This is a genomic window from Cysteiniphilum sp. GTC20157, assembly GCF_055396795.1.
In genome coordinates this window covers 1,245,389-1,266,518 of record NZ_AP044698.1, presented here as the reverse complement: position 1 = coordinate 1,266,518, position 21,130 = coordinate 1,245,389, and the positions used below count along the sequence as shown (strand labels likewise).

General features: G+C 37.6%; 18 protein-coding genes and 1 riboswitch. Of the genes, 7 read left to right on the top strand and 11 right to left on the bottom strand.

Annotation, left to right across the window (positions count from 1 at the left end):
* Positions 1-172: 172 nt before the first annotated feature.
* From ACZ5V8_RS05780 to ACZ5V8_RS05765, 4 genes are all read right to left on the bottom strand, one after another.
* Positions 173-361: a hypothetical protein gene (locus ACZ5V8_RS05780; protein ID WP_440617112.1), complete on the bottom strand. Its 189-nt coding sequence runs from the start codon at positions 359-361 to the stop codon at positions 173-175.
* A gap of 135 nt (positions 362-496) precedes the next feature.
* Complete coding sequence (locus tag ACZ5V8_RS05775) at positions 497-1,123, bottom strand: NAD(P)H-dependent oxidoreductase (protein WP_464217017.1); 627 nt, start codon at positions 1,121-1,123, stop codon at positions 497-499.
* An 8-nt stretch (positions 1,124-1,131) separates the two neighbouring features.
* Complete coding sequence (locus tag ACZ5V8_RS05770; RefSeq protein WP_464217016.1) at positions 1,132-2,349, bottom strand: pyridoxal phosphate-dependent aminotransferase; 1,218 nt, start codon at positions 2,347-2,349, stop codon at positions 1,132-1,134.
* Positions 2,350-2,521: 172 nt separating this feature from the next.
* The gene (locus ACZ5V8_RS05765) at positions 2,522-5,356 is read right to left on the bottom strand and encodes an ATP-binding protein (protein WP_464217015.1); all 2,835 of its coding nucleotides are present in this window, start codon (positions 5,354-5,356) and stop codon (positions 2,522-2,524) included.
* A 253-nt stretch (positions 5,357-5,609) separates the two neighbouring features.
* Here ACZ5V8_RS05765 and ACZ5V8_RS05760 point away from each other — a divergent pair, with 253 nt between their 5' ends.
* Positions 5,610-5,918: a helix-turn-helix domain-containing protein gene (locus tag ACZ5V8_RS05760; protein WP_464217014.1), complete on the top strand. Its 309-nt coding sequence runs from the start codon at positions 5,610-5,612 to the stop codon at positions 5,916-5,918.
* Positions 5,919-5,933: 15 nt separating this feature from the next.
* Here ACZ5V8_RS05760 and ACZ5V8_RS05755 read toward each other — a convergent pair whose 3' ends face one another.
* The 3 genes from ACZ5V8_RS05755 to ACZ5V8_RS05745 all read right to left on the bottom strand — a co-directional run bounded on the left by ACZ5V8_RS05755 (position 5,934) and on the right by ACZ5V8_RS05745 (position 9,434).
* Complete coding sequence (locus ACZ5V8_RS05755; protein WP_464217013.1) at positions 5,934-7,346, bottom strand: coniferyl aldehyde dehydrogenase; 1,413 nt, start codon at positions 7,344-7,346, stop codon at positions 5,934-5,936.
* A gap of 129 nt (positions 7,347-7,475) precedes the next feature.
* A complete protein-coding gene (gene trhO / locus ACZ5V8_RS05750; protein WP_464217012.1) occupies positions 7,476-8,465 on the bottom strand; it encodes an oxygen-dependent tRNA uridine(34) hydroxylase TrhO in 990 nt (329 codons plus the stop codon).
* Positions 8,466-8,591: 126 nt separating this feature from the next.
* On the bottom strand, positions 8,592-9,434 hold the full coding sequence (locus ACZ5V8_RS05745) for a LysR family transcriptional regulator (RefSeq protein ID WP_464217011.1): 843 nt from the start codon (positions 9,432-9,434) through the stop codon (positions 8,592-8,594).
* A gap of 118 nt (positions 9,435-9,552) precedes the next feature.
* Here ACZ5V8_RS05745 and ACZ5V8_RS05740 point away from each other — a divergent pair, with 118 nt between their 5' ends.
* Both ACZ5V8_RS05740 and ACZ5V8_RS05735 read left to right on the top strand, forming a co-directional pair.
* Positions 9,553-9,978, top strand: a complete 426-nt coding sequence (locus tag ACZ5V8_RS05740; RefSeq protein ID WP_440617121.1) for a nuclear transport factor 2 family protein — start codon at positions 9,553-9,555, stop codon at positions 9,976-9,978.
* On the top strand, positions 9,975-11,204 hold the full coding sequence (locus tag ACZ5V8_RS05735; protein WP_464217010.1) for an MFS transporter: 1,230 nt from the start codon (positions 9,975-9,977) through the stop codon (positions 11,202-11,204). The genes ACZ5V8_RS05740 and ACZ5V8_RS05735 overlap by 4 nt, the downstream gene beginning before the upstream one ends.
* A gap of 1 nt (position 11,205) precedes the next feature.
* Here ACZ5V8_RS05735 and dxs read toward each other — a convergent pair whose 3' ends face one another.
* Positions 11,206-13,077, bottom strand: coding sequence for a 1-deoxy-D-xylulose-5-phosphate synthase (gene dxs, locus ACZ5V8_RS05730; protein ID WP_464218695.1), 1,872 nt, complete (start codon positions 13,075-13,077; stop codon positions 11,206-11,208).
* 456 nt (positions 13,078-13,533) lie between these two features.
* Positions 13,534-13,730, top strand: a riboswitch (cobalamin riboswitch).
* A gap of 28 nt (positions 13,731-13,758) precedes the next feature.
* On the opposite strand from dxs, the gene ACZ5V8_RS05725 reads away from it, so the two are divergent.
* Positions 13,759-15,777 carry a TonB-dependent receptor gene (locus ACZ5V8_RS05725; RefSeq protein ID WP_464218694.1) on the top strand — a complete coding sequence of 673 codons (2,019 nt, stop codon included), beginning with the start codon at positions 13,759-13,761 and terminating at the stop codon, positions 15,775-15,777.
* A 6-nt stretch (positions 15,778-15,783) separates the two neighbouring features.
* Entirely contained in the window at positions 15,784-16,509 is a 726-nt protein-coding gene (locus tag ACZ5V8_RS05720) for a hypothetical protein (RefSeq protein ID WP_464218693.1), read from the top strand.
* Between the two features lie 244 nt (positions 16,510-16,753).
* Here ACZ5V8_RS05720 and ACZ5V8_RS05715 read toward each other — a convergent pair whose 3' ends face one another.
* Entirely contained in the window at positions 16,754-17,422 is a 669-nt protein-coding gene (locus ACZ5V8_RS05715; protein WP_464218692.1) for a carboxymuconolactone decarboxylase family protein, read from the bottom strand.
* 123 nt (positions 17,423-17,545) lie between these two features.
* Here ACZ5V8_RS05715 and ACZ5V8_RS05710 point away from each other — a divergent pair, with 123 nt between their 5' ends.
* Positions 17,546-18,415, top strand: coding sequence for a LysR family transcriptional regulator (locus ACZ5V8_RS05710; RefSeq protein ID WP_464218691.1), 870 nt, complete (start codon positions 17,546-17,548; stop codon positions 18,413-18,415).
* A 308-nt stretch (positions 18,416-18,723) separates the two neighbouring features.
* On the opposite strand, the gene ACZ5V8_RS05705 is transcribed toward ACZ5V8_RS05710, so the two are convergent.
* Both ACZ5V8_RS05705 and ACZ5V8_RS05700 read right to left on the bottom strand, forming a co-directional pair.
* Complete coding sequence (locus ACZ5V8_RS05705; protein ID WP_464218690.1) at positions 18,724-19,215, bottom strand: hypothetical protein; 492 nt, start codon at positions 19,213-19,215, stop codon at positions 18,724-18,726.
* Positions 19,216-19,222: 7 nt separating this feature from the next.
* Complete coding sequence (locus ACZ5V8_RS05700; protein ID WP_464218689.1) at positions 19,223-19,915, bottom strand: TSCPD domain-containing protein; 693 nt, start codon at positions 19,913-19,915, stop codon at positions 19,223-19,225.
* 191 nt (positions 19,916-20,106) lie between these two features.
* Here ACZ5V8_RS05700 and hutG point away from each other — a divergent pair, with 191 nt between their 5' ends.
* Positions 20,107-21,108 carry a formimidoylglutamase gene (gene hutG, locus ACZ5V8_RS05695; protein WP_464218688.1) on the top strand — a complete coding sequence of 334 codons (1,002 nt, stop codon included), beginning with the start codon at positions 20,107-20,109 and terminating at the stop codon, positions 21,106-21,108.
* The last annotated feature ends 22 nt before the right edge of the window (positions 21,109-21,130 follow it).

Genomic DNA, 21,130 nt, shown 5'->3' with positions numbered 1-21,130 from the left:
TAATCATGGATATTTGGGTCAAACGCAAATATGACGATTCATGGTCATTCCCAGACTTGATCCAAGAATCAAAAAACACCTGATCATATTTTCATAACTGCTGAAGATTGTGAGGGGATAAATGTTAAGATCTTGAGAAGGGGGAATGTTTTAGATTAATAATATGATACTTTTATTCACTATCTGAGTTCATCATCGCTATACTTGGTGTGTTTTTGGCAGGTTGAACAAGGCTATGTTTATATGCTTTGTTTGAGTTTGGAACATAATCAGTCCCTGCATAAGCTGCTGCTAAATTACCTGCTAAGAAAATACCGATAAACATCAGTGCAATCGCTTTAAAAAATTTGTTCTTTTTCATTTTAAGTGCTCCTTTAATAATTTTACGTTTCTATCGGGGAGTGTTATAACACCTGTTCATCATCGATAATCAAAATTAATAAAAGCTTAAGATGTCACAGCAAATAAAATAGTTTTAAAAAAGCAAATTCAATAGCTAAATTTCAATAATAACTTCGGTTGAAGCAGCACGAAACTTTTTTGGTAAATCCATGGCACTATAACCAAATGCACACATCACACCTGAGAAATCAAAATCATCAAAATTAATTTGTTTATATTCATCAAGGACTTTCTTAACATTTTCAGCTTCAAAACCCTCGATAGGACAACTGCTAATACCTAAAGATTGTGCGGCATTGAGTAGGTTCGTTAGCGCAATATAACACTGTCTTTTTGCCCAGGCATCCGTATCTTCAACACTGAGATAGTTTTGCACTAAACCTAAATATGTATCCTGCATTTCTGGTGGTAAATTTCGTCGTGAAACCTTTTGACGAACATAATCACTCTTACCACGGAAATTATGCGCTTTGCGGCTTAAGATGATTACAATAAAGCTTGAATCCGTAATTTGACTTTGATTCCAGCATGCAGGTTTTAATTTCTCACGCAATTTATCATCTTGGATCACGACAAACTGCCATGGTTCCAAACCAAACGATGATGGCGACAGACGCCCTGCTTCTAAAATAAATGCTTTATCTTTAGCAGAAATTTTGCGTGTTGGGTCAAATTTCTTGCAAGCAAAGCGCTGTTCTAATAGTTCAATATAATTCATCATGATCCTCTTTATAATGCTTCGATATGCGTTGTTGTTTGTTTAACATAATCGACCAAACGTCCCATGGCATCTGTTAAAACACTGAGATCATCAGCACAGCTAAGGCGTAGATAACCTGATGCACCAAACGCGGAACCTGGCATAACCGCTAAATGCTTGGTTTCTAACAAATGCAAACAAAAACTTAAGTCATCTTTAAAGCCTAATGCATCAATAATTGGTTGCACATAAGGGAATAAGTAAAAGGTTGTCTCTGGTAATAGACAATCTATCTCTGACACGTTTTGTAAGGCGTCATAACAAAAATTGACACGTTCTTGATATGTTGCTAGCTGTTCAAATAGTGCTGATCTAGGTAAGTTAAGCGCTTCTATCGCCGCATATTGTGAGATAGAGCACGCACATGACATCGATTGTGACTGATAACGCTTTAGCATATTGATCATATCCTCGGGTGCGATGATATAGCCAATACGCCACCCTGCCATCGCATAGCTTTTGGATACGCCATTAACAATGGCATAACGCGATTTTAACTCAGGAGCCACTTCAATCAATGTCAGTGGACGATCTCCCCAGTAAAGCATATCATAAATATCATCACTAATAACCCAAACATCAGGGTAATCATTTAATACGCGAGCGATCATATTCAATGTTTCTTTGTGATATATCGCACCGGTTGGATTGTGTGGAATATTAAGGACTAGCGCTTTTGTTTTGGTACTAAGCTTTGCTCTTAAGTCATGCTCCGTTGGTTGGAAATCATTGTGATGCGTTGTCTCAACGACTACCGGGTTACCATGCGCAAGCTTAATCATATCAGGATAAGATGTCCAAAAGGGTGAGAAGAAAAGTACTTCATCACCCGCATTTAAAATACAATTAAAGATGTTATATAGACTGTGCTTGGCGCCTGTCGTTACACATACTTCATTATTTTGGAAACTAAGCTGATAATCGCGGCTGTAGCGTTTAATAATTGCCTCTTTTAATTCAACAATTCCATCAACTGGCGTGTATTGCGTGCGATTTTCATCAATCGCTTTTTTAGCCGCCTCTTTAACCTCATTGGGTGAATGAAACCCTGGCTCACCAACTGCCAAAGAAATCACATCTTGATGCCCTGCTTTAATAAGACTTGCTGCCCGCGCTGCCATTTCAGCGGCTTTTGAACCTTCAACATTCAGTATGCGCTGACTAAAACGTTTTTCTTGATCTAACATGTAGATTTCGCTCCTTAACATGGTTAATTCATTTTAGCAATGAATCAAAAAATAAGTTGAGTTTTAATTACACCCCTCACCCGTGGAGCTTAAGCTGTATGACCTCTCCCACAAGGCGAGAGGTACTAGATAATGCAACTTATTTATACATCATTACTTATTCTTATTTGTTTTATTGATTATATTGATGATACGCATCTATTGTTTTATCACAAACCGTTATAAATTGCTCATACTTCTCTAGCACAATGGCATCAATCGTATAATTATTATGTTGTAATGCTTTTTCGAGGTTTGCCAATTTATTTTTAAGCACGGGCACTCCACAGTAACTAGCACCTCCGTGAAGCTTATGCACTAAATCTCTCAAGTGTTTGCCCTCATTATTTTCATAAGCGGTTATAATTTCTTTAATGGCATCGCTTAAAGAGCTCATAAATGCTGACAACATCTCCTTAGCAAAAGCAATATTGCCTCCAGCCAAGCTTGAAGCTAGCTCAATATCAATATATTTTTTGCTTTCACCTGCATCATTATTTTGAATTATCTCATTTGTTATTTGCTGATCTTGATTCATTTGAGCATATTGGTCATTTATAGCATTTCCAACTTGTATCGGGATATCGCTATTGCCTAAGTAATGTATCAACAGTTCAGATAAGGCAGTATCATCAATCGGCTTAATTTGTATGGCATCAAAACCCTCTTTTAATAAACTTTCACCTTGTCCTTCAACAACATCTGCTGTCACAGCGATGATGGGCACATCACGATAGCGATCAACTTGACGCAATGCATGGCATAATTCAACACCGTCCATTTCAGGCATATGTACATCGGTTAAGACCATTATAAAATTTTGCTTTTCTATTAGTGACAAGGCTTCTTTTGCACTAAAGGCATCGACTGGGGAGTAGCCTTTTGTTTTCAATAAAATATGCAAAAGCTTTAAATTAATAGGATTATCATCAACGATGAGTATCGATTTTTCTGCTTGAAGATTAGGTATGTCATCTATAGTGACAACCTCTTTTGTTTCACTCAACTCAAGCGAATTCTCTAAAAAAGAAGCCAGTTTATTAGGCTTATATGGGTAATTTAAACAATTCTTAAGACCTAACTGGCGCGTATAATCAAATAACTCATTTAATGGCATATTAGCAATAAGAAAGATATCTGCTTGCGTAAATGACTGTAAATCGATGATTAAAGATTGTTTTAATTTCTGCATATCAGGCAAAGTATTATAAATTAACACGATATCAACGGCATCTTGCTCAACAACAGTATCAATCAATGTGGTTTCACTGTCACAATAAATAAATTCAATATCAAGTAGTGAAATGTGTGCAAGAAACATCTCTCCAGCATATTGACTCTGGCTATAAACAATAAGCTTCTTAACGCTTATCGACTTTGTTTCTTTAATGGTTGGAGCAGAGACTTTATCAAAGAACACATTAAAACTAAAACATGCGCCATGATCTAATTCACTTTTAACCTTGATTTCCCCATGCATCTTTTCAATCAATGTTTTACTAATAGTCAGTCCCAGTCCAGTGCCTCCATATTTGCGACTGGTTGATAAATCTGCTTGAGTAAATGCATGAAAAAGTTTATCAATTTGCGCTTGAGACAAGCCAATACCTGTATCCTCAACTTTGATATATATTTCAACTTGGTGTTGATGAGTTGCTTTTAATTCAACATTGACACAGACACTTCCTTGCTCTGTAAACTTCAGTGAATTGCCGACAAGATTAGTTAAAATTTGGCAGAATCTTAACGCATCACCCATAACCATCTGTGGCAATTGCGGGTCTAGTAATACACCAAAGTCAATCTGCTGTTCAATGATTTTGGGTTTAAACAGCATCATACAATTAGTGATTTCTTCGCGTAGGTCAAAAGGTTGGTATTCAAGAATCAAGTTGCCCGATTCAATCTTTGAGAAATCTAAAATATCGTTAATAATGCTCAATAGATTATTAGAAGATAATATAATTGTTTCTAAATACTCACGTTGCAAAGAACTCAGATTACTTTTTGCTAATAAGTCTAAAAAACCTAATACACCATTCATGGGTGTGCGGATCTCATGGCTCATATTTGCCAAGAATTTACTTTTTATCTCGCTAGCTTCAATCGCTTCTTTTCGCGCTTGATCTAATTGAATATTTTGGCGCTCAATTGTGTTCAGCGTGTGCCTTAACTCCCTTGTCGCTTGTTTGATATTACGCGTCATTTCTTGATGGGCATTATTAAGAGATAGTGCCATACTGTTGACACCCTCTTCAAGATTCTTAAGCTCACCGGGTGGATTGCCGTCAAGCTTAGTATCTAACGCGCCTTCTTTAATACGTTTCACTGCATTAATAATATCAAACAGTGGATTAATCAAATCACCACTTAAGCGTAGCCCAAATAAGATACTCACTGTTAGTCCAATAAGCACAATCAACAATGTCGCAATAATCGCCTGATACTGATTCATAATGGTATTTTCGCGACTTAGGGTAATAACGACCCAACCGATACGCTGGTCTTTCTCAGTATAAAGCTTATCAACACTCTTTTCTTTTGGATTAACCGTACGTGAAATAACAGGTGCCAAAAACTGAATATTTTTATGCCCTTCTTGCATAAAGATTTTTTTACTCATTAAGTCTGCATTGTCTTTGAAAAAATCAGGGTTTACTTGTGGAATTCTACCCGTGAATGTTAATAAATCACCATTACTATCATAAATCGCAGCCATGCGTACATCAGGATAACTTAAAATATTATCTGTAACGTTTTGTAAGATAATCTTGCTATCAAAGTACAGTCCATACTCAGAGGCAGCAACAAGTTCTGTGGTAACTGCCTCACCACGAATATATAAATTACGATCCAAATCAGAAAAGCGCATGCTGATAAAATAAAAACCAAGTAATGCTGACACCGTCAGTGTAGGTAATAAGGTTAATAAAATCATCCGACCGCGGATGCCAACATTTTTAAGCATAAGATGTGCTTTTGATTTAGCGCGTTTAATGATGAATTATATCACCCATAAATCATTTTGCAGTGGGAAACTGCCATCTTAAAAATTGAAGTTGCAAATATTTTTGAACTAATACCCATATTGGGTTGAATCATTTATTGTTGCCATCTATAATTCTCAACATGAGCAATGTCTGCCCCCTGCTATGAGTTGGTTAACGATTGTTAAACAAATGGTTAAAAATCATAAATCAAATCAGTCAAAGAGGTAAGATATGAGCTTTGATTTTAAAACAAGTTTGCTACAAAGCGCTAAAGAGGCACTTCAAATTAGCAAAGGCGAGCTATCAGCAGTCAAGTCACATCAAATTTTCATTCCTGAGGATATTGATGTCAAGGAAATCCGATTAAGGTTGAATGTTACTCGTGGTGAATTTTGTGAAAAATATGGTTTTAAATTACGCACACTTGAAAAATGGGAACAAAAGATCACCAAACCTGACTCTGCAACAAGAGCTTACTTGACCGTTATATCCTGTAACCCTGAAATCGTTCATCAATCATTGCAGCAACATCGACTGTAAAAAGTAACCTTATTCTCACCCTTTGAAAAATTTACGAAACCAAGAAAATCGATGTCCATAAGGTGGATAAAGCCATAAAGCACTATTGAGTCTACCGCGCTGACAAATTGATTTGGCATTAGAAAATGTTTTAAACCCTTCAAAACCGTGATAACGCCCCATGCCTGAATTGCCAACGCCGCCAAAAGGCAAATCATGCTGAGCAATATGATTTAACACATCATTAATACACATCCCACCACTGATAATATTTCTATTAATATATTCTTGCTCAGTGCGATCATAACTCAAAAGATAAGCGGCTAATGGTTGATGCTTTTGATTAATATAACTTATCACCTCTTCAATCGATTGATAGCTTAACACGGGCAACAATGGACCAAAGATCTCATCTTGCATCACCTGTAAATCAAGCTTTGGATTTAATAGCAGTGTAATAGGTATTTTTCGATTGTGGTCATTCTTTGCTTCACATTCATCTAACGCAATAACCTTAACGCCCCGCCCTTTTGCCTCCTCAATATATTCTTGTAAGCGATTAAATTGAACCTTATTAATCACGCTACTGTAGTCATCATTACGCATATATTGCGGATACATCTCCTTAAATGCCGCGCTCATTTCAACAACAAATGCCTCAAGTTTTTGCGCATGAACAAATACATAATCTGGTGCAATACATGTTTGTCCAGCATTTAAACCTTTGGCAAAAGTAATCATTTTAGCCGCTTTTTTTAAAGGAAAATTTTGACTGATAATTAACGGTGATTTCCCACCTAACTCAAGTGTTACAGGTGTTAAATTTTTAGCTGCAGCCTGCATTATTTTCTTACCAATAGTCGTTGATCCAGTAAAAAACAAATGATCAAAAGGTAATTCACTAAAACTTTGCGCGACCTCAACACCACCTGTGACAATCGCCACTTCATCAATATTAAAAGTGCGTTTGCAAATGTCCATCATCACGCGATTGGTTTTAGGTGTATGCTCTGAGAGTTTAATGCACACTCGATTTCCCGCAGCCAATGCATAGATAAGCGGAGATAAGCTCAACAAAATGGGATAATTCCATGGCACCATAATACCAACAACACCGACGGGCTGATAATAAACGTAGTTTTTAGCGGGTTTAAAAATCATACTGGTATGACGTTTCTCTTTAGTCATCCAACTGCGTAAAGATTTAAGGACATACTTAATGGTACTGGTAACTTGAAAAATCTCACTCAACCAAGTCTCATTCGCACTGCGATGACCAAAGTCATCACTTACTGCATCAATCAATGCTTTTTCATATTTTAATAATACAGAATATAAACGCTTAATTTTATCTTTACGCAATGTATAATCAGGATATTGATCAAGTGAAAAAGATTTTTTCTGTAGTGACAACAGTTTTAATAAATGCGTTTTGTCGATACTTTCCATTGATCTGGCTATTCCTTTGCTTTAAGTAATAAGTATAAATAAATTGCATCAGCTCATACCTCTCCCCTTGCGGGATCGCTCGTGCAGCTAGCTGCACGGGTGAGGGGTAATTGATTGATCTACTTATTATTAACGACTCTTATTCGCCAAACGATCTCTTTCGCGCTTTTGCTGTTTTTGCGCTTTACGGATTAACCCTACTTGTTTTGCCTCTTCACCGATATGAAACTCTCCTCGTTCACGCGCTAATTGACTTTGTTTTTCACGCTCTAAGAAACGCTTTCTTTGTTCAGAGGTATGGTTACCCTTACAATGATGACAAGAGACTCCTTGCTCATACTCAGGCTTTAGCTTGTCTTCTTCAGTAATTGGACGACGACAAGCATAACATTGATCATATTGCCCCTTGGTCAAATCATGCGTCACAGCAACACGTGAATCAAAGACAAAGCATTCGCCTTGCCATAGACTTTCCTCTTTAGGCACTTCTTCAAGATATTTTAAAATACCACCTTCTAAATGATAGACTTCATCAAAACCTTGTTCTTTCAAAAAGGCAGTTGATTTTTCACAACGAATGCCTCCGGTGCAAAACATCGCTACTTTTTTGTGCTTTGTCTTATCTAAATGCTTTTCAACATATTCAGGAAACTCACGAAACGTCTCCGTATGCGGGTTAACCGCATTTTTAAAAGTACCAATGTCAATCTCGTAATCATTGCGTGTATCAATTAATAAAACTTCAGGATCAGAAATTAGGGCATTCCAATCTTTTGGCTGAACATAAGTACCGCAAACTTTAAGAGGATCTAGTCCTTCAACACCTAAGGTCACAATTTCTTTTTTTAGCTTCACTTTCGTGCGATTAAAAGGAATATGCTCATCAAATGATTCTTTATGTACCAAATCAGTCAAACGTATATCCGATTTTAAAAACTTAAGTACCGCTTCAATGCCTGTTGCAGTGCCTGCTATCGTGCCATTGATACCTTCTTTGGCTAACAATAACGTACCACGCACCATGTTATCTTCCATTGTTTTTAACAATGGCGCTCTTATTGCTTCATAATCTTCCAATGTGACAAACTTATACAGTGCTGAAACCACGTACTTTGACATGCTATACCCTTTATACCTTTTTATTTCTACTATTTATCATTTGTATGATTCGATTTTAAACAGACAACCGCAATCAAAATATGATTGATGGTGGGTGCCGAGTGAACGCATTATACACCATTTCACCTAAAAAACCATTTCAATAAGACTCAATAGTGGTGAGTTTTGCGCATAGACATAATAACTTTGCACATTAGAGGGGGTCTCAGATATCTGCTCGTTTATATTCAGAAGCATCTCCTTTTCTTGAGCGGCTAACAAGGCTGTTGGTAAAAAGCCATAACCAATGCCTTGGGTAATTGCATGCAATATGGTCGTATAAGAGGAAAAATAAAGCGCATTTTTAATCTGTAACGTATCTTTTAATTGTCTTTGCAATATACATTTTAGTGCGTGCAGTTGCTGTGTAATATCATCAAAACGCTTTGCCAAATCACATGAAATATAAGCATCAAAGACAATATTAGTATAGAGTTTGACTTCAAACCCATGATCTTTAAGCATATTTTTTTCGCCTTCATTGAGTACAACCAAGGCTACATCTACCTGATGTTTAAATAACAACTCAATATGCTTTGTTTTATTTTCAACAACAAGGTCATAATCAAATGATTGATCACTCTTCATAATCTGGCTAATTTTGCAAAACAAACTTTGCTCAAATATTTGCGATAAGGCAATTTTAAGCGTTGGCTTTTTTTGCTTTAAAAAAGGCAACTCCAACTGATTGATGCGATCAAACTCAAGTAGCATGGGTTTAATCATCGTGTAAAAAGCATGCCCTTTGTTATTAGCAATTAATTTATTATTGGTTCGTTCAAATAATTGAAAACCCACAATATCCTCCAAGTTTTGCAGCTGTTTAGTCAAAGCTGGAGGCGTTAAAAACATCACTTCTGCACTTTGGCGTAAGCTTTTTAACTCATAGATGGACATAAAGATGCGCAACTGTTGCAAGGTATAGTTCATTTATCTTCTCACTCAATATCGTTCATAATAAGTTAATACTATATTAAATATTATTCAATTTTAATTAACATTGAAAACTGTATACTGCTAACAAATTCAAAAACCTAAGGTAATTATCATGAATCAACACAACTTAACAATCGTTCGTAACTTCTTAAATCATCAAAAAAATGCACAAGCTGAGCAAGCTCTGGCACTTATCGCTGAAGATGCTGTGTGGCATAGTGACAGTATTGGCGCACCATGGAGTGGCGACTTTCACGGCAAAGCTGAAATTATCCGTCACTTTGCCAATATTCGTCAATCAGTGACAAGCTTTAGCAAAACACCAATGGATATCATTGCTAGTAATAACACCAGTTTTGTTTATGAATATGGCTATCTTGAATGCACCTTTAAGCATAATAATGAATTCTTCGCCACTTATATCGTGTCTATTTATGAAGTTACAGAAAATCAGATCATTTCTTATCGTGCTTTAGAAGACTCCAACACGCTATATCACACCTATCATAAAAAATCCCACATCAAGGAAACATTATGAATACACGTATAAAATCACTGATTTATTTACTTGCTTTACTGTCTATATTAACCGTAAACATCTATGTTCCAGCCATTCCAACATTACAACAAACTTTTGCTACTACCAAAGCACATATAAGTCTTACCGTAAGTTTTTATATGCTTGGCTTAGCAATTGGTATCCCTTTATATGGTGCCATCGCCGATCATATTAAAACTTCTAAGGTACTTATTTTCGGACTGACGCTTTATATTGTTGCTAATTTAATTGCGATATTTTCACCCAATATATCCACCTTTATCTTTGCGCGTTTTGTCGAGGGCTTAAGTGCCGCGAGTGCCCTTTGTTTATGGCAGGTGTTGAGCTTTACCTACTTTGAGGACAAAGCAAAACACATGATTAACTCAGGATTTATCATCATTGGCTCGATGCCAGCATTAGCACCGATGTTTGGTGGATTAATCCTATCCTTTAGCCATTGGCAAGCGCTTTTTGTTACACTAACTATTCTGGCAATTATTCTCATTGCGCTGACTTTGAGTTTACCCGCAGCAAGCGCTGCATCACAAATCCAAAAGCCACAACATCAACTAGAGCAAACTCATATCGTCTTATCAATTTTAAGACAATATAAGCACTTAGTTGTTGATGCGCAATTTATGATACTTGCCTTTGCCAGTGCTACGATCTACATGTCGGTATATGTTTACTTATCACAGGTTCCTTTCTTGCTAACAAAACTTCATTTTGCGACAAAAAGTTTTAGTCTGTTCTTTATACCGATTTCAGTGGCGTTTATTTTGGGTGGACTTTTTTCTAAATTTTTATTGAAAAAAGGCATTTCATTTAAACATATGTTCATGTTACCTGTGGCAGTTACGACCATTGTTTTTATCTTAGTTGTTATTGCTGAACTAGCTGGTGTTACTCTATCGGCATGGTTGTTAGCAGTCCCCTTTTTCATCTTTACCATTGGCGCAGGCATTGGGATGCCCAATTTAGTGAGTCAAGCATTGTCTCTTCACCCACATCGCCGCGGAACTGCAGCATCCGCCATTGGGTTGGTGAAAAATCTGTTTGCTTTTGCCTTTAGTAGTCTTGGTGCTTATCTTACCCGCTTTGGCTACGAGGGTCTGGTTGTTTCTTATGCGCTTATGACTGGTTTGCTGATATTATGGTTTGGCATATATCTTTTTATATGCCATCGCAAAAAATCATTCCTTGAGACTTGCCCTACCGCTTAACTTAAACAATTGATTCAACTAACTGAATAATACCCTCTACTGAAATCCCTACTTCTGCCAGTAAAGCATTTTTATCCCCATGATCCTGATAATGATCAGGCAATCCGATGTTACGCACTTTGATTTTACTCAATAGATCATTAGCTATCAGATATTCATTCACGGCAGATCCAGCGCCACCCATAATCACATTTTCTTCTAATGTAATAATAACCTCATGAGAACCGGCTAGCTCTTTAATTATTTGCATATCTAAAGGTTTAACAAAACGCATATCTATTACGGTAGCATTAAGCTGTTCGGCTGCCTTAAGCGCTATGGGGAGCAATGTTCCAAAATTTAAAATTGCCACTTTTTGACCTTCGCGCACGCATTTTGATTTTCCCATTTCCAAATCAAAATCTTTGGTAATCTCGACACCTGTGCCCGTACCACGAGGGTAGCGAACCATTGCAGGTCCTTGGTGTTTAAAGCCAAGATTTAACATATGGTAACATTCATTTTCATCACTTGGCGTCATGACAACCGTATTAGGAATGCAACGCATAAAGCTTAGATCAAAAATACCTGCATGCGTTGCGCCATCCGCACCGACGATTCCTGCACGATCCACAGCATACAGAATATCTAAATTCTGTATGCTGACATCATGAATCACCTGATCATAAGCACGCTGTAAAAAAGTTGAATAAATTGCCACCACGGGCTTATAACCCTCACAGGCAAGGCCTGCGGCAAAAGTCACTGCATGCTGTTCAGCAATTGCTACATCATAATAACGTTTAGGGTATTCCTTTGAAAAACGAATTAAATCTGACCCTTCACGCATTGCAGGTGTGATACCCATAAGCTTGTCATCTTTGGCTGCCATATCGCAGATCCATTGCCCAAAGATATTAGAATAGCTTAACTTTGCAGTAGATGAACTTATGGTGCTATTGCTATGGTTTGAATTAAACTGAGGATTGACATGATGAAACTTAATGGGATCTGCTTCTGCCTTTTCATAGCCTTTACCTTTTTTGGTTAATATATGCAAAAGCTTAGGTCCTTCGTGATGTTTAATGGTTTTTAAAGCTTCAACTAAAGCCTCAATATCATGTCCATCAATTGGCCCCACATAGTAAAAGTTAAGTGCTTCAAATAAATTAGCCGGTACAAACATCCCCTTGGCTTGGGTTTCCAAGCGTTTTGCCAACTCAAACGCACCAGGCAGTTTTTTAAGAAACTTTTTACCGGTTTCACGAATATTGTTATAGGTTGAACCAGAAAGAATTTTGGTCAAATGACTTGTAAGTGCACCAACATTCTCAGAAATAGACATTTCATTGTCATTTAATACAACCAAAACATCCGAGTGCATGCCTCCTGCATGGTTTAACGCCTCAAATGCCATACCTGCTGTTAGTGCGCCATCACCAATAATAGCAACGGATTTAGCAGATGATCCTTTCAATTTATCCGCTTCAGCCATACCTAAAGCCGCACCAATGGATGTACTTGAGTGCCCGACACCAAAGCTGTCATAAACACTTTCGCTGCGCTTAGGAAAGCCTGAAATGCCACCGGGCTTTTTAATCGTAATCAACTCATCCGCTCGCCCTGTTATAATCTTGTGTACATAGGTCTGATGCCCGACATCCCATACTAAGTGATCAATCGGTGTGTCATAGACATAATGCAAAGCAATAGTAAGCTCTAATGCTCCCAAGCTACTAGCGAAATGCCCACCTGAGACATCTAAAGTCTCAACAAGAAACGTCCGTATTTCACTAGCAAGACTATTTAATTGATGAATCGAGAGCTTGCGCAAATCGTAAGGCGAATTGATTTTGGATAACAATGGATAATTGGCACGATTTGTTTTTGACATAACAACAAGCAATGTGTCTATTTTAGTTCTGAGGCATAGTATCCTTTACTATGGCAGCTTTCTCAAGCAAAACCCTTAATATTCTTTGCTTTTAATGTTATTAATTCCATAGTCAATCGTGCCTCATGAGCCCCTAGATAGATCACTTAGGCTTCGACTCACGCTCAGCCAACGCAGCACCCCTCACCCGTGCAGCGTAAGCTGCACGAGCAATCCCACAAGGGGCGAGGTAACAAATTCGTGGGCGCATTGAAGCTTATTACAACTAAGTCCCCAAAAAGTTACTTGCCGTTCCCTGAGCGAAGTCGAAGGGAATGTAAAAAAAGTAAAGATATAAATTGGCTTCGACTCACGCTCAGCCAACGTTTGTAATCAATCACATTATTATCGTTCCCTGAGCTGAGTCGAAGGGAAAATAAAAATAAATGCCGTCTTGCCATTTGCACTAAAGCACTCTAATATCACCAGCTGTTAGGTGCGTGTGTTATAAAACACACGTTAAAAGGGAAATTGGTGTAAATCCAATACTGTACCCGCAACGGTAAACCACGGTGTTTTTGAGTATTCAAAATACCGCTTGCAATCATTCACTGGGCAACTGGGAAGAAGCATTTAGGTCAAGTCCGGAAACCTGCCTAATAATAATTCGTTTACGGGGATATAAACAGCAAAGAGGGCTCCATGCAACCATACCGTTTTCGCACATTAAGTGCCATCATACTATTTGCCATCGTTGGGCAACCAATATTTGCTGATCAGACAACTCAAAATGATCATCAAAATGCAAATGATGGTTCAGTGACTCAGTATACATTACCAACTATTGTTATCGACTACAGCAACCACTTAAAAAGTAACCAGCGCAAAACACCAAACACGGCTAACCATACGCTTAGCTCAACCATTAGCGTGTCTCTTATGCCAAATTATGCCAATCAAAGCATTGATCACACCATTGAGCAAAACGCTTGGGTTAACAGCAATAATAATAGTGCGGCAAATCCAAGTTTTTATTTGAAGGGGCAACGCGCTAGTGTGTTATTAAATGGCATCCCTCTGAATCAATTTAACTCACAAGCGCAAAATATTTCGTTAATTCCACAAAACAGCATTAAAAGCATAGAAATCAACCCAACGGCCAGTAGTGTGCTCTACGGCGGCATGGGTCTAGGCGGCACAATCGATATTGAACAGAAATTTATCGCCCAGAACCAATACACTATTGATTTATCTGGTAGCTACCCATTTGGCGTTGGCATTAATGTCTTTATTAATCAGCTATTGAATGATGACAAAACATGGAGTTTGCAGCTTGGCAACAGTAGTCAAAGCATTGATGGTTATCGCGATTACTCACGTAATAACAGCAATAGTGCCTATATTGCGTTAATGCATCAAACCAATACGCAAAAATTCACACTGAACTTTAGTGATAGTTACCAATATTTGCATTTCCCTGGCGCACTAAATCAACAGCAAAGTGATGATAATCCATGGCAAGCAAGTGGTGGCAAGGAAAAATATATTAACCACACCGTTAATACACAGCTTAATTTTGAACAAACACTTGATAAAGAATGGCAGTTTAGCGTCAAATCGCAATATCAACAGCAATGGGCTAACGCTATTTTTGCTGATTCAAACTATTCCTCTAAACAAGGCAGTAGCTTATTTTATTTACGCCCAAGTCTCATATTTGATAATGACTTTGTAAAAAACACATTCGGTAGCGAGTTTAATTATCAAACCTTTAGACAAAGTGCTACCATCGATAATGCGACACAAACCAATATTGCACTTTTTAATCAAAGTGACTTTACATTCAATCGCTATTGGCAAAGCGGTATCGGTGGACGTTTTGAGCATAGCTATACGAAAGGTGACTTTATCTCTAGTAATAACTCTGGTTCACAGGTGATTAATATTGGCGCAGGTGATATTTATCTGCAATACAATTGGAATAAATACTTTAATTCACGCGCTTCAGTTTCATATGCTTACCAGCTACCCTTTATCGATCAGTCTAATCTAACGCCAGGAGCAACACCAAGCTTTGGCTTAAATCCGCAAACGGCATGGATTTATCAGCTTGATAATACCTATAAAAACAATAAGTTGACTCTTAAGAATAGCAGTTACTGGATACTAATTAATAATCAGATTGATTATGATCCAAGTTTCAAAAGTGATAGCACACCTTTTGGAGCAAATATTAATCTACCGCCCACGCAAACGATTGGTAATTTATTCGCGCTTGATTACGCGTGGCTGTCGAGCTTAAGACTTGGCGGTAGTTTTGCTTTTAATTTAAATACGTTTAGATCCGGTTTTTTTGAGGATAGCAATAAAATTAACGTTGATATTAGCAACAATCAAGTCCCAGGACAGCCGCCTGTTACCGCTGAAATACACACACATTGGCAACTCAATGACAAGCTTTCATTTTGGCTACAAGAACAATATTATAGTAAAAGCTATGCTTATGGTGATTACACCAATACCCTTGCCAAGCAAAGTGGTTATTTCCTTACTAATCTTGGTGCCAAATATCAATTAACGCATTGGCAGTTTAATTTTAATATTTACAACCTATTTAATAAGTTCTATTACAATTATGTCTCAACCTATAATTTAAAAGATCTTAGCTATTATCCGGCTGACGGCATTGTGGCAATGCTTAATATTCAATATCAGTTTTAATTCCTTATGATGAAGCGTGCAACCCTGCTTTCATTGTTTTTGCATATAAGTGTTATCTTATTCATTGCTCTTTTATGCACGCTTGCCAAATATATTAACAACATACCTCAAAAGACGATTGATATTGCACTCACTAAAGAGAGTATCCCCGCACATATTGTTTATCTTAGCCAAAGCAAAGTAAGTGCTAACATTCCAAATAGTGTAACGAATATTAAACCAGCAACCGCTCAAATGAACATTTCAAAATCAACATCAAAAACAGCTTATACGCCGCTGACAACACATAACGCAAAACTTAAAATTGACAATAACCCACCAAAACAAATACAACCACTACATCGCGAAAACAAGAAGATTGAATCAACCAACTCATCAACTCAGTCGAGTAATAAAGATCATCATGTCATTGAGCTAAATACAACCTCAGCCACCTCTGCTTTTAGTAGCGCCGAAGAAATAAACAATATCATGTCAGAATTGCAAACTGCTTTAAGTAACTATCTTGCCAAACAACCAGCACCTGATCAATCCATCAGCGTGGTGATCACACTAACAATTAATGATAAAGGTACATTAGAAAAAATAAGTTTTTCCCCACCAGCACCTAAAGTTTTGCAAAATCTTTTAATTAATTTCTTGCAATCGCAAAATTATACACACAAACTTTTATTACCTCATAGTATTGATATTAATATTCCTTTGGAATTAATCGCTGCGTCTTCCAATTAAATATCAATCATTCCCTGAGAAAATAAGAACTCTTTTCAAATTATTGACCGTTCCCTGAGCCTGTCGAAGGGAGTATAAAGAAGATAAAGACTAAAATTGGCTTCGACTAACGCTCAGCCAGCGCTTGTAGCCACTCAGATTATCCACCGTTCCCTGAGCTTGTCGAAGGGAATATCAAACATAAAGAGGCAGCAAATTCGTAGGGGCGTATTGCATACGCCCTTTAGATTAAACCGCGCCCCACTCAGTTATTTTCGCTATTTAACAAATCATTTAACAGCGCCAAGGCATTAGCAACTCTTGGGAAACCCACAAAGGGAATCGCTAGCAGCAGGGACTCAACAATCATTGACTGACTTGCACCACAATTTATAGCAGCTTCGGCGTGTACAGCCACCTGTCTATCACAATCTCCCATCGCAACAAGCAGCATAAGTGATATTAACTCTTTGCTTAACATGCTAAGCTCACTTTGACGCGCAAAAATCTGACCGAATGCAAAATCATACGTCAACGCGATAAAATCAGGGCAAATATTATTCAGTTCATTTGCAAAGGCTTCCCCTGCATGTTCACCATGTAACTGTTTAAAGATTTTCTCGCCTTCTTTTGCATAGCCAATTTCATCAAAGCAAAGCTTAAAGGGTGCATTGCTTTTAGTGGGATTAAAATGCTTTATGTCATATGATGCTAGCTTTTCAATATAAAATGGATCATTCTCAACAAGATCTTTTCGCTCTTTCTCTGTTAACTCTCGAGTCAAAATAAAACCACCTGTTCGCGGTTCATAGGGACCTGAAGCATATATTAAACCTCTGTCATAATATTGTTGCAAATGCGCAATGTGTGCCTCCCTGTAATCATCAATTTCAGCTAATGATTTGATATATGTGATACTGATTAACGTTAGCATTTGATTTCCTTTTAAGTTTATTGTCTATCAACAAAAACAATCTTACACTGACGCTAGATTTACGATAATACCCATTTTTTGAATATGACTGATTTAAAAATAAGATCAAATAAACTTAGTATTATGCATTATCAGATTTTTGATACACTCGCCCAGTTAAACAACTTTAGACTGACTGCCAAGCACTGCAATACCACATTATCTAAAGTTTCAAATGCTATCAAAGAACTTGAGCGTCATTACAATGCCACTTTATTTTATCGCAATACAAGGAATGTGAGCATCACCCCAGAAGGGCAAAAAATATGGCGTGCAATTAAAGAGTTGCTTGCTATTGAAAACAACCTCAACGCTCAAATTCATAGCATGGAAAACAATTTACATGGGTTACTTAAAATTGGGGTGCCACAAAGTATTTTTAGCGAGGTCTGCATTACATCACTTAAATTTCTAAGCATAGAACATCCGCAACTACAGCTAGATTGGCATATTGGCAATTATCTTGCCAATATTATTGCAGATAACTTTGATGCCATTATTTTTTGTGGCATATTACCTCCTCAACTTGACTATTATGCAGCATACATCGGCACGTGGACTAAAATCACTTGTGCCACACAAAACTATCTTGATCATCATGCTGATATTAAAACACCATCGGATTTAGCCCACCACAAGTGCATTGATCATAGTTACAATTTTAAAGGAACATGGGAATTTACGGTCAATGATAAATTAACTCATATTGCAATAGCAGGACAGTACAGAAGCTCCTCAAGCAAATCATTATTGGAGATGGCTTTAAATGATCTAGGCATTGCTTATCTACCCTCTTTTACGGTGCAATCAGCCATAAAACACAAAAAGCTTATTCCGATATTGCAAGATTTTCAACCACCAACCTTAAACTGTTACTTGATCACTAAAAAAACGCTTAAAGACGATCTAAAATTGCAAGCTTTATTCAATGCCATAAAAGACCATTGGCTTTAAAACGCCCAACAATTGGCTTCGACTGACGCTCAGCCAACGTAGTCCCCCTCACCCGTGCTGCTTACGCCGCACGACTCCGGCAAGGGGAGAGGTAATAAAATTACAGGGTGCATTGAAACTTATTACGACTATGCGCTTCCCCTCAAATTATTCACCGTTCCCTGAGCCTGTCGAAGGGAGATAAAGATAATAATTGGCTTCGACTAACGCTCAGCCAACGTAGTCACTCCTCACCCGCGCAGCTATGCTGCACGACCTCTCCCACAAGGGGCGAGGTGAGATTCGTAGGGGCGTATTGCATACGCCCTTTAAGCATCAAAAGGACGTTTAACAATAAACCGACTTAAGCCCACCCATAAATAAAGATACGTAAAGAAACTTAACCAACCAGCAAAGCTACCAAAGCGATATAGCCAACTAACTTGTGATAACAAATGATTAATATCAGCATTTGCTTGATGCATTAACACCTGCTGCATATAAGGAATGGCAAGACTACTAAATAAAACAACCACACTAAAAAGCACTAATAAAACAGCTGCAACAATAAGCGTTTTGCGTACGTTTGGGCGCGTTAGTTGAATGATTTTCTGAGGGAAAAAATACAACAACACAGCAAACTCGCTGATATAAGAGATGAGCGTTAAAGCAAAGCGCCAACTAAGGTCACTATTAACCTCAGGTAAGCGCACAATAAACCAACTTATAACCGAAATAGTAAGCAATAATGCTGCCCATTTATTCTTAAGAAAAAAACCTAGATAAATACAAAAAGCAAGATAGAAAAAGGCATAAATCATGATTGATTTATCCGCACTTAGAATAACCGCAATTCAAGCAAGTTAAGCAATTATCCATGCGCACCATCGCTTTGGTACTGCATTTGGTGCACAGTTGTGATTCAGGTGGAAAATTATTACTGGCATCATTACTGGGTTGTTGACGTTGGTCAAGCTCTTGACGCTTTGCAGCAATATATTGCTTTTGCTCTTCATCTAGCTCATCATCTGGCAGCATGCCGATTTTCTTTAAATGCTTTTCAATCACATCACCAATTTCAGAAACCAATGAGGGAATATACTTACCACCACGCTTTAAATAACCACCATTAGGATCAAACACGGATCTTAGCTCTTCAACCAAAAAGATAATATCCCCGCCTTTGCGAAAAACTGCTGAGATAATCAAGGTCAACGCAATTGTCCATTGGAAGTGCTCCATATTTTTTGAGCTTAGAAAAATCTCGAATGGACGACGCATTTCGTGCTCTGTGCCTTCATTTAAAACAATATCATTAATCGTCACATACAACGCATGCTCAGCTTGCGGTGGCTTGATCTTATACGTTTCACCAAGGAGTGATTCTGGACGCTTGATATTTTCACTCATCTGCTGATGTGATTTTTCTTTTTTTGTTGGCTTGACTGCAACATTGCTTGCCCCATCATCGGGTTTAACAATATTAAATCCTGTGATTTTTTTCTCTATCTTAACTGCCATCTTTATTCTTTTAGCTCTTTTTTCTTTTTTTCTAAAGGGTTAATAACAAATACTTGTGATAAATCGTGCATCAAAAGTTGTCTTATTTTGCCTGATCACGCTTATGAATACAATCGATAATTCAAGGATATATATGAATAGCACAGTATTTTAAATAATTTTGCAGATCAGGGTTGCGATTAAGCGGTTTATTGGTAAAGATATTACATATTCCACAATTAAGTACAGTTTTTAATCTTATGAAATATCTTCCTGCTAATAGTGCATCAAGCTACGCCTCTCGAGTCACTAATGTTAAGCATGAGTATTTCCATCAACTGGTTAAAAGTATTGATCTCAATCAACCTATTGAGACATTGGAAAACAACAAACAGCATTTTATCTTAATTGGCTTTTGTTGTGATGAAGGGGTTAAACGTAACCAAGGTGTTATTGGTGCCAAAGAAGGTCCTGAATATTTTAGACATGCGTTTTTTAATTCAGCGGTACATCTCAATAACAACATCATGCTTTATGATGCAGGTAATGTTTATTGCGACAGTCAAGATCTTGAATTAGCTCAACAATTATTAGCAGAATATGTAGCTAAAGTCATAAAACTCAAAGCCATACCGATTGTTATTGGTGGCGGACATGAAACAGCTTGGGGACACTTACAAGGGATTTACAAACAAAATCTTAATCCCGTCATTGTGAATTTTGATGCGCATTTTGATTTGCGTGAAACTTTAACAGGTGAGCTTGGCAGCTCAGGCACCCCTTTTTATCAGGCATCGCGCTATTTACAAAATCATCAGTTAGATTTTAATTACTACTGCATGGGTATACAACCACTTGCTAATACCAATAGTTTATTTAATTACGCTCATGCGGCCAATACACACTATTTACTTGCTGAGCACATCAACAATAACCCGCAAGATTTGTCATTTATTGACAAAGTCATAGCAAAACATGATCGCATTTATGTCACGCTGTGCCTTGATGTTTTCCAAGCTGCTATTGCACCAGGGGTTAGTGCACCACAAGCATTAGGCATTGGCAGCCCTTTTGTCATTAATGCTTTACGCAAGCTCAAACAATGCAATAAAGTCATCGCTTTGGATATCGTTGAGCTTAATCCAACAAAAGATATTGATAATAGAACCGCAAAGCTTGCCGCAGCACTTCTTGCCAATTTTTTGCAAGCTTAAACAACACTCATAGGAGGGATTT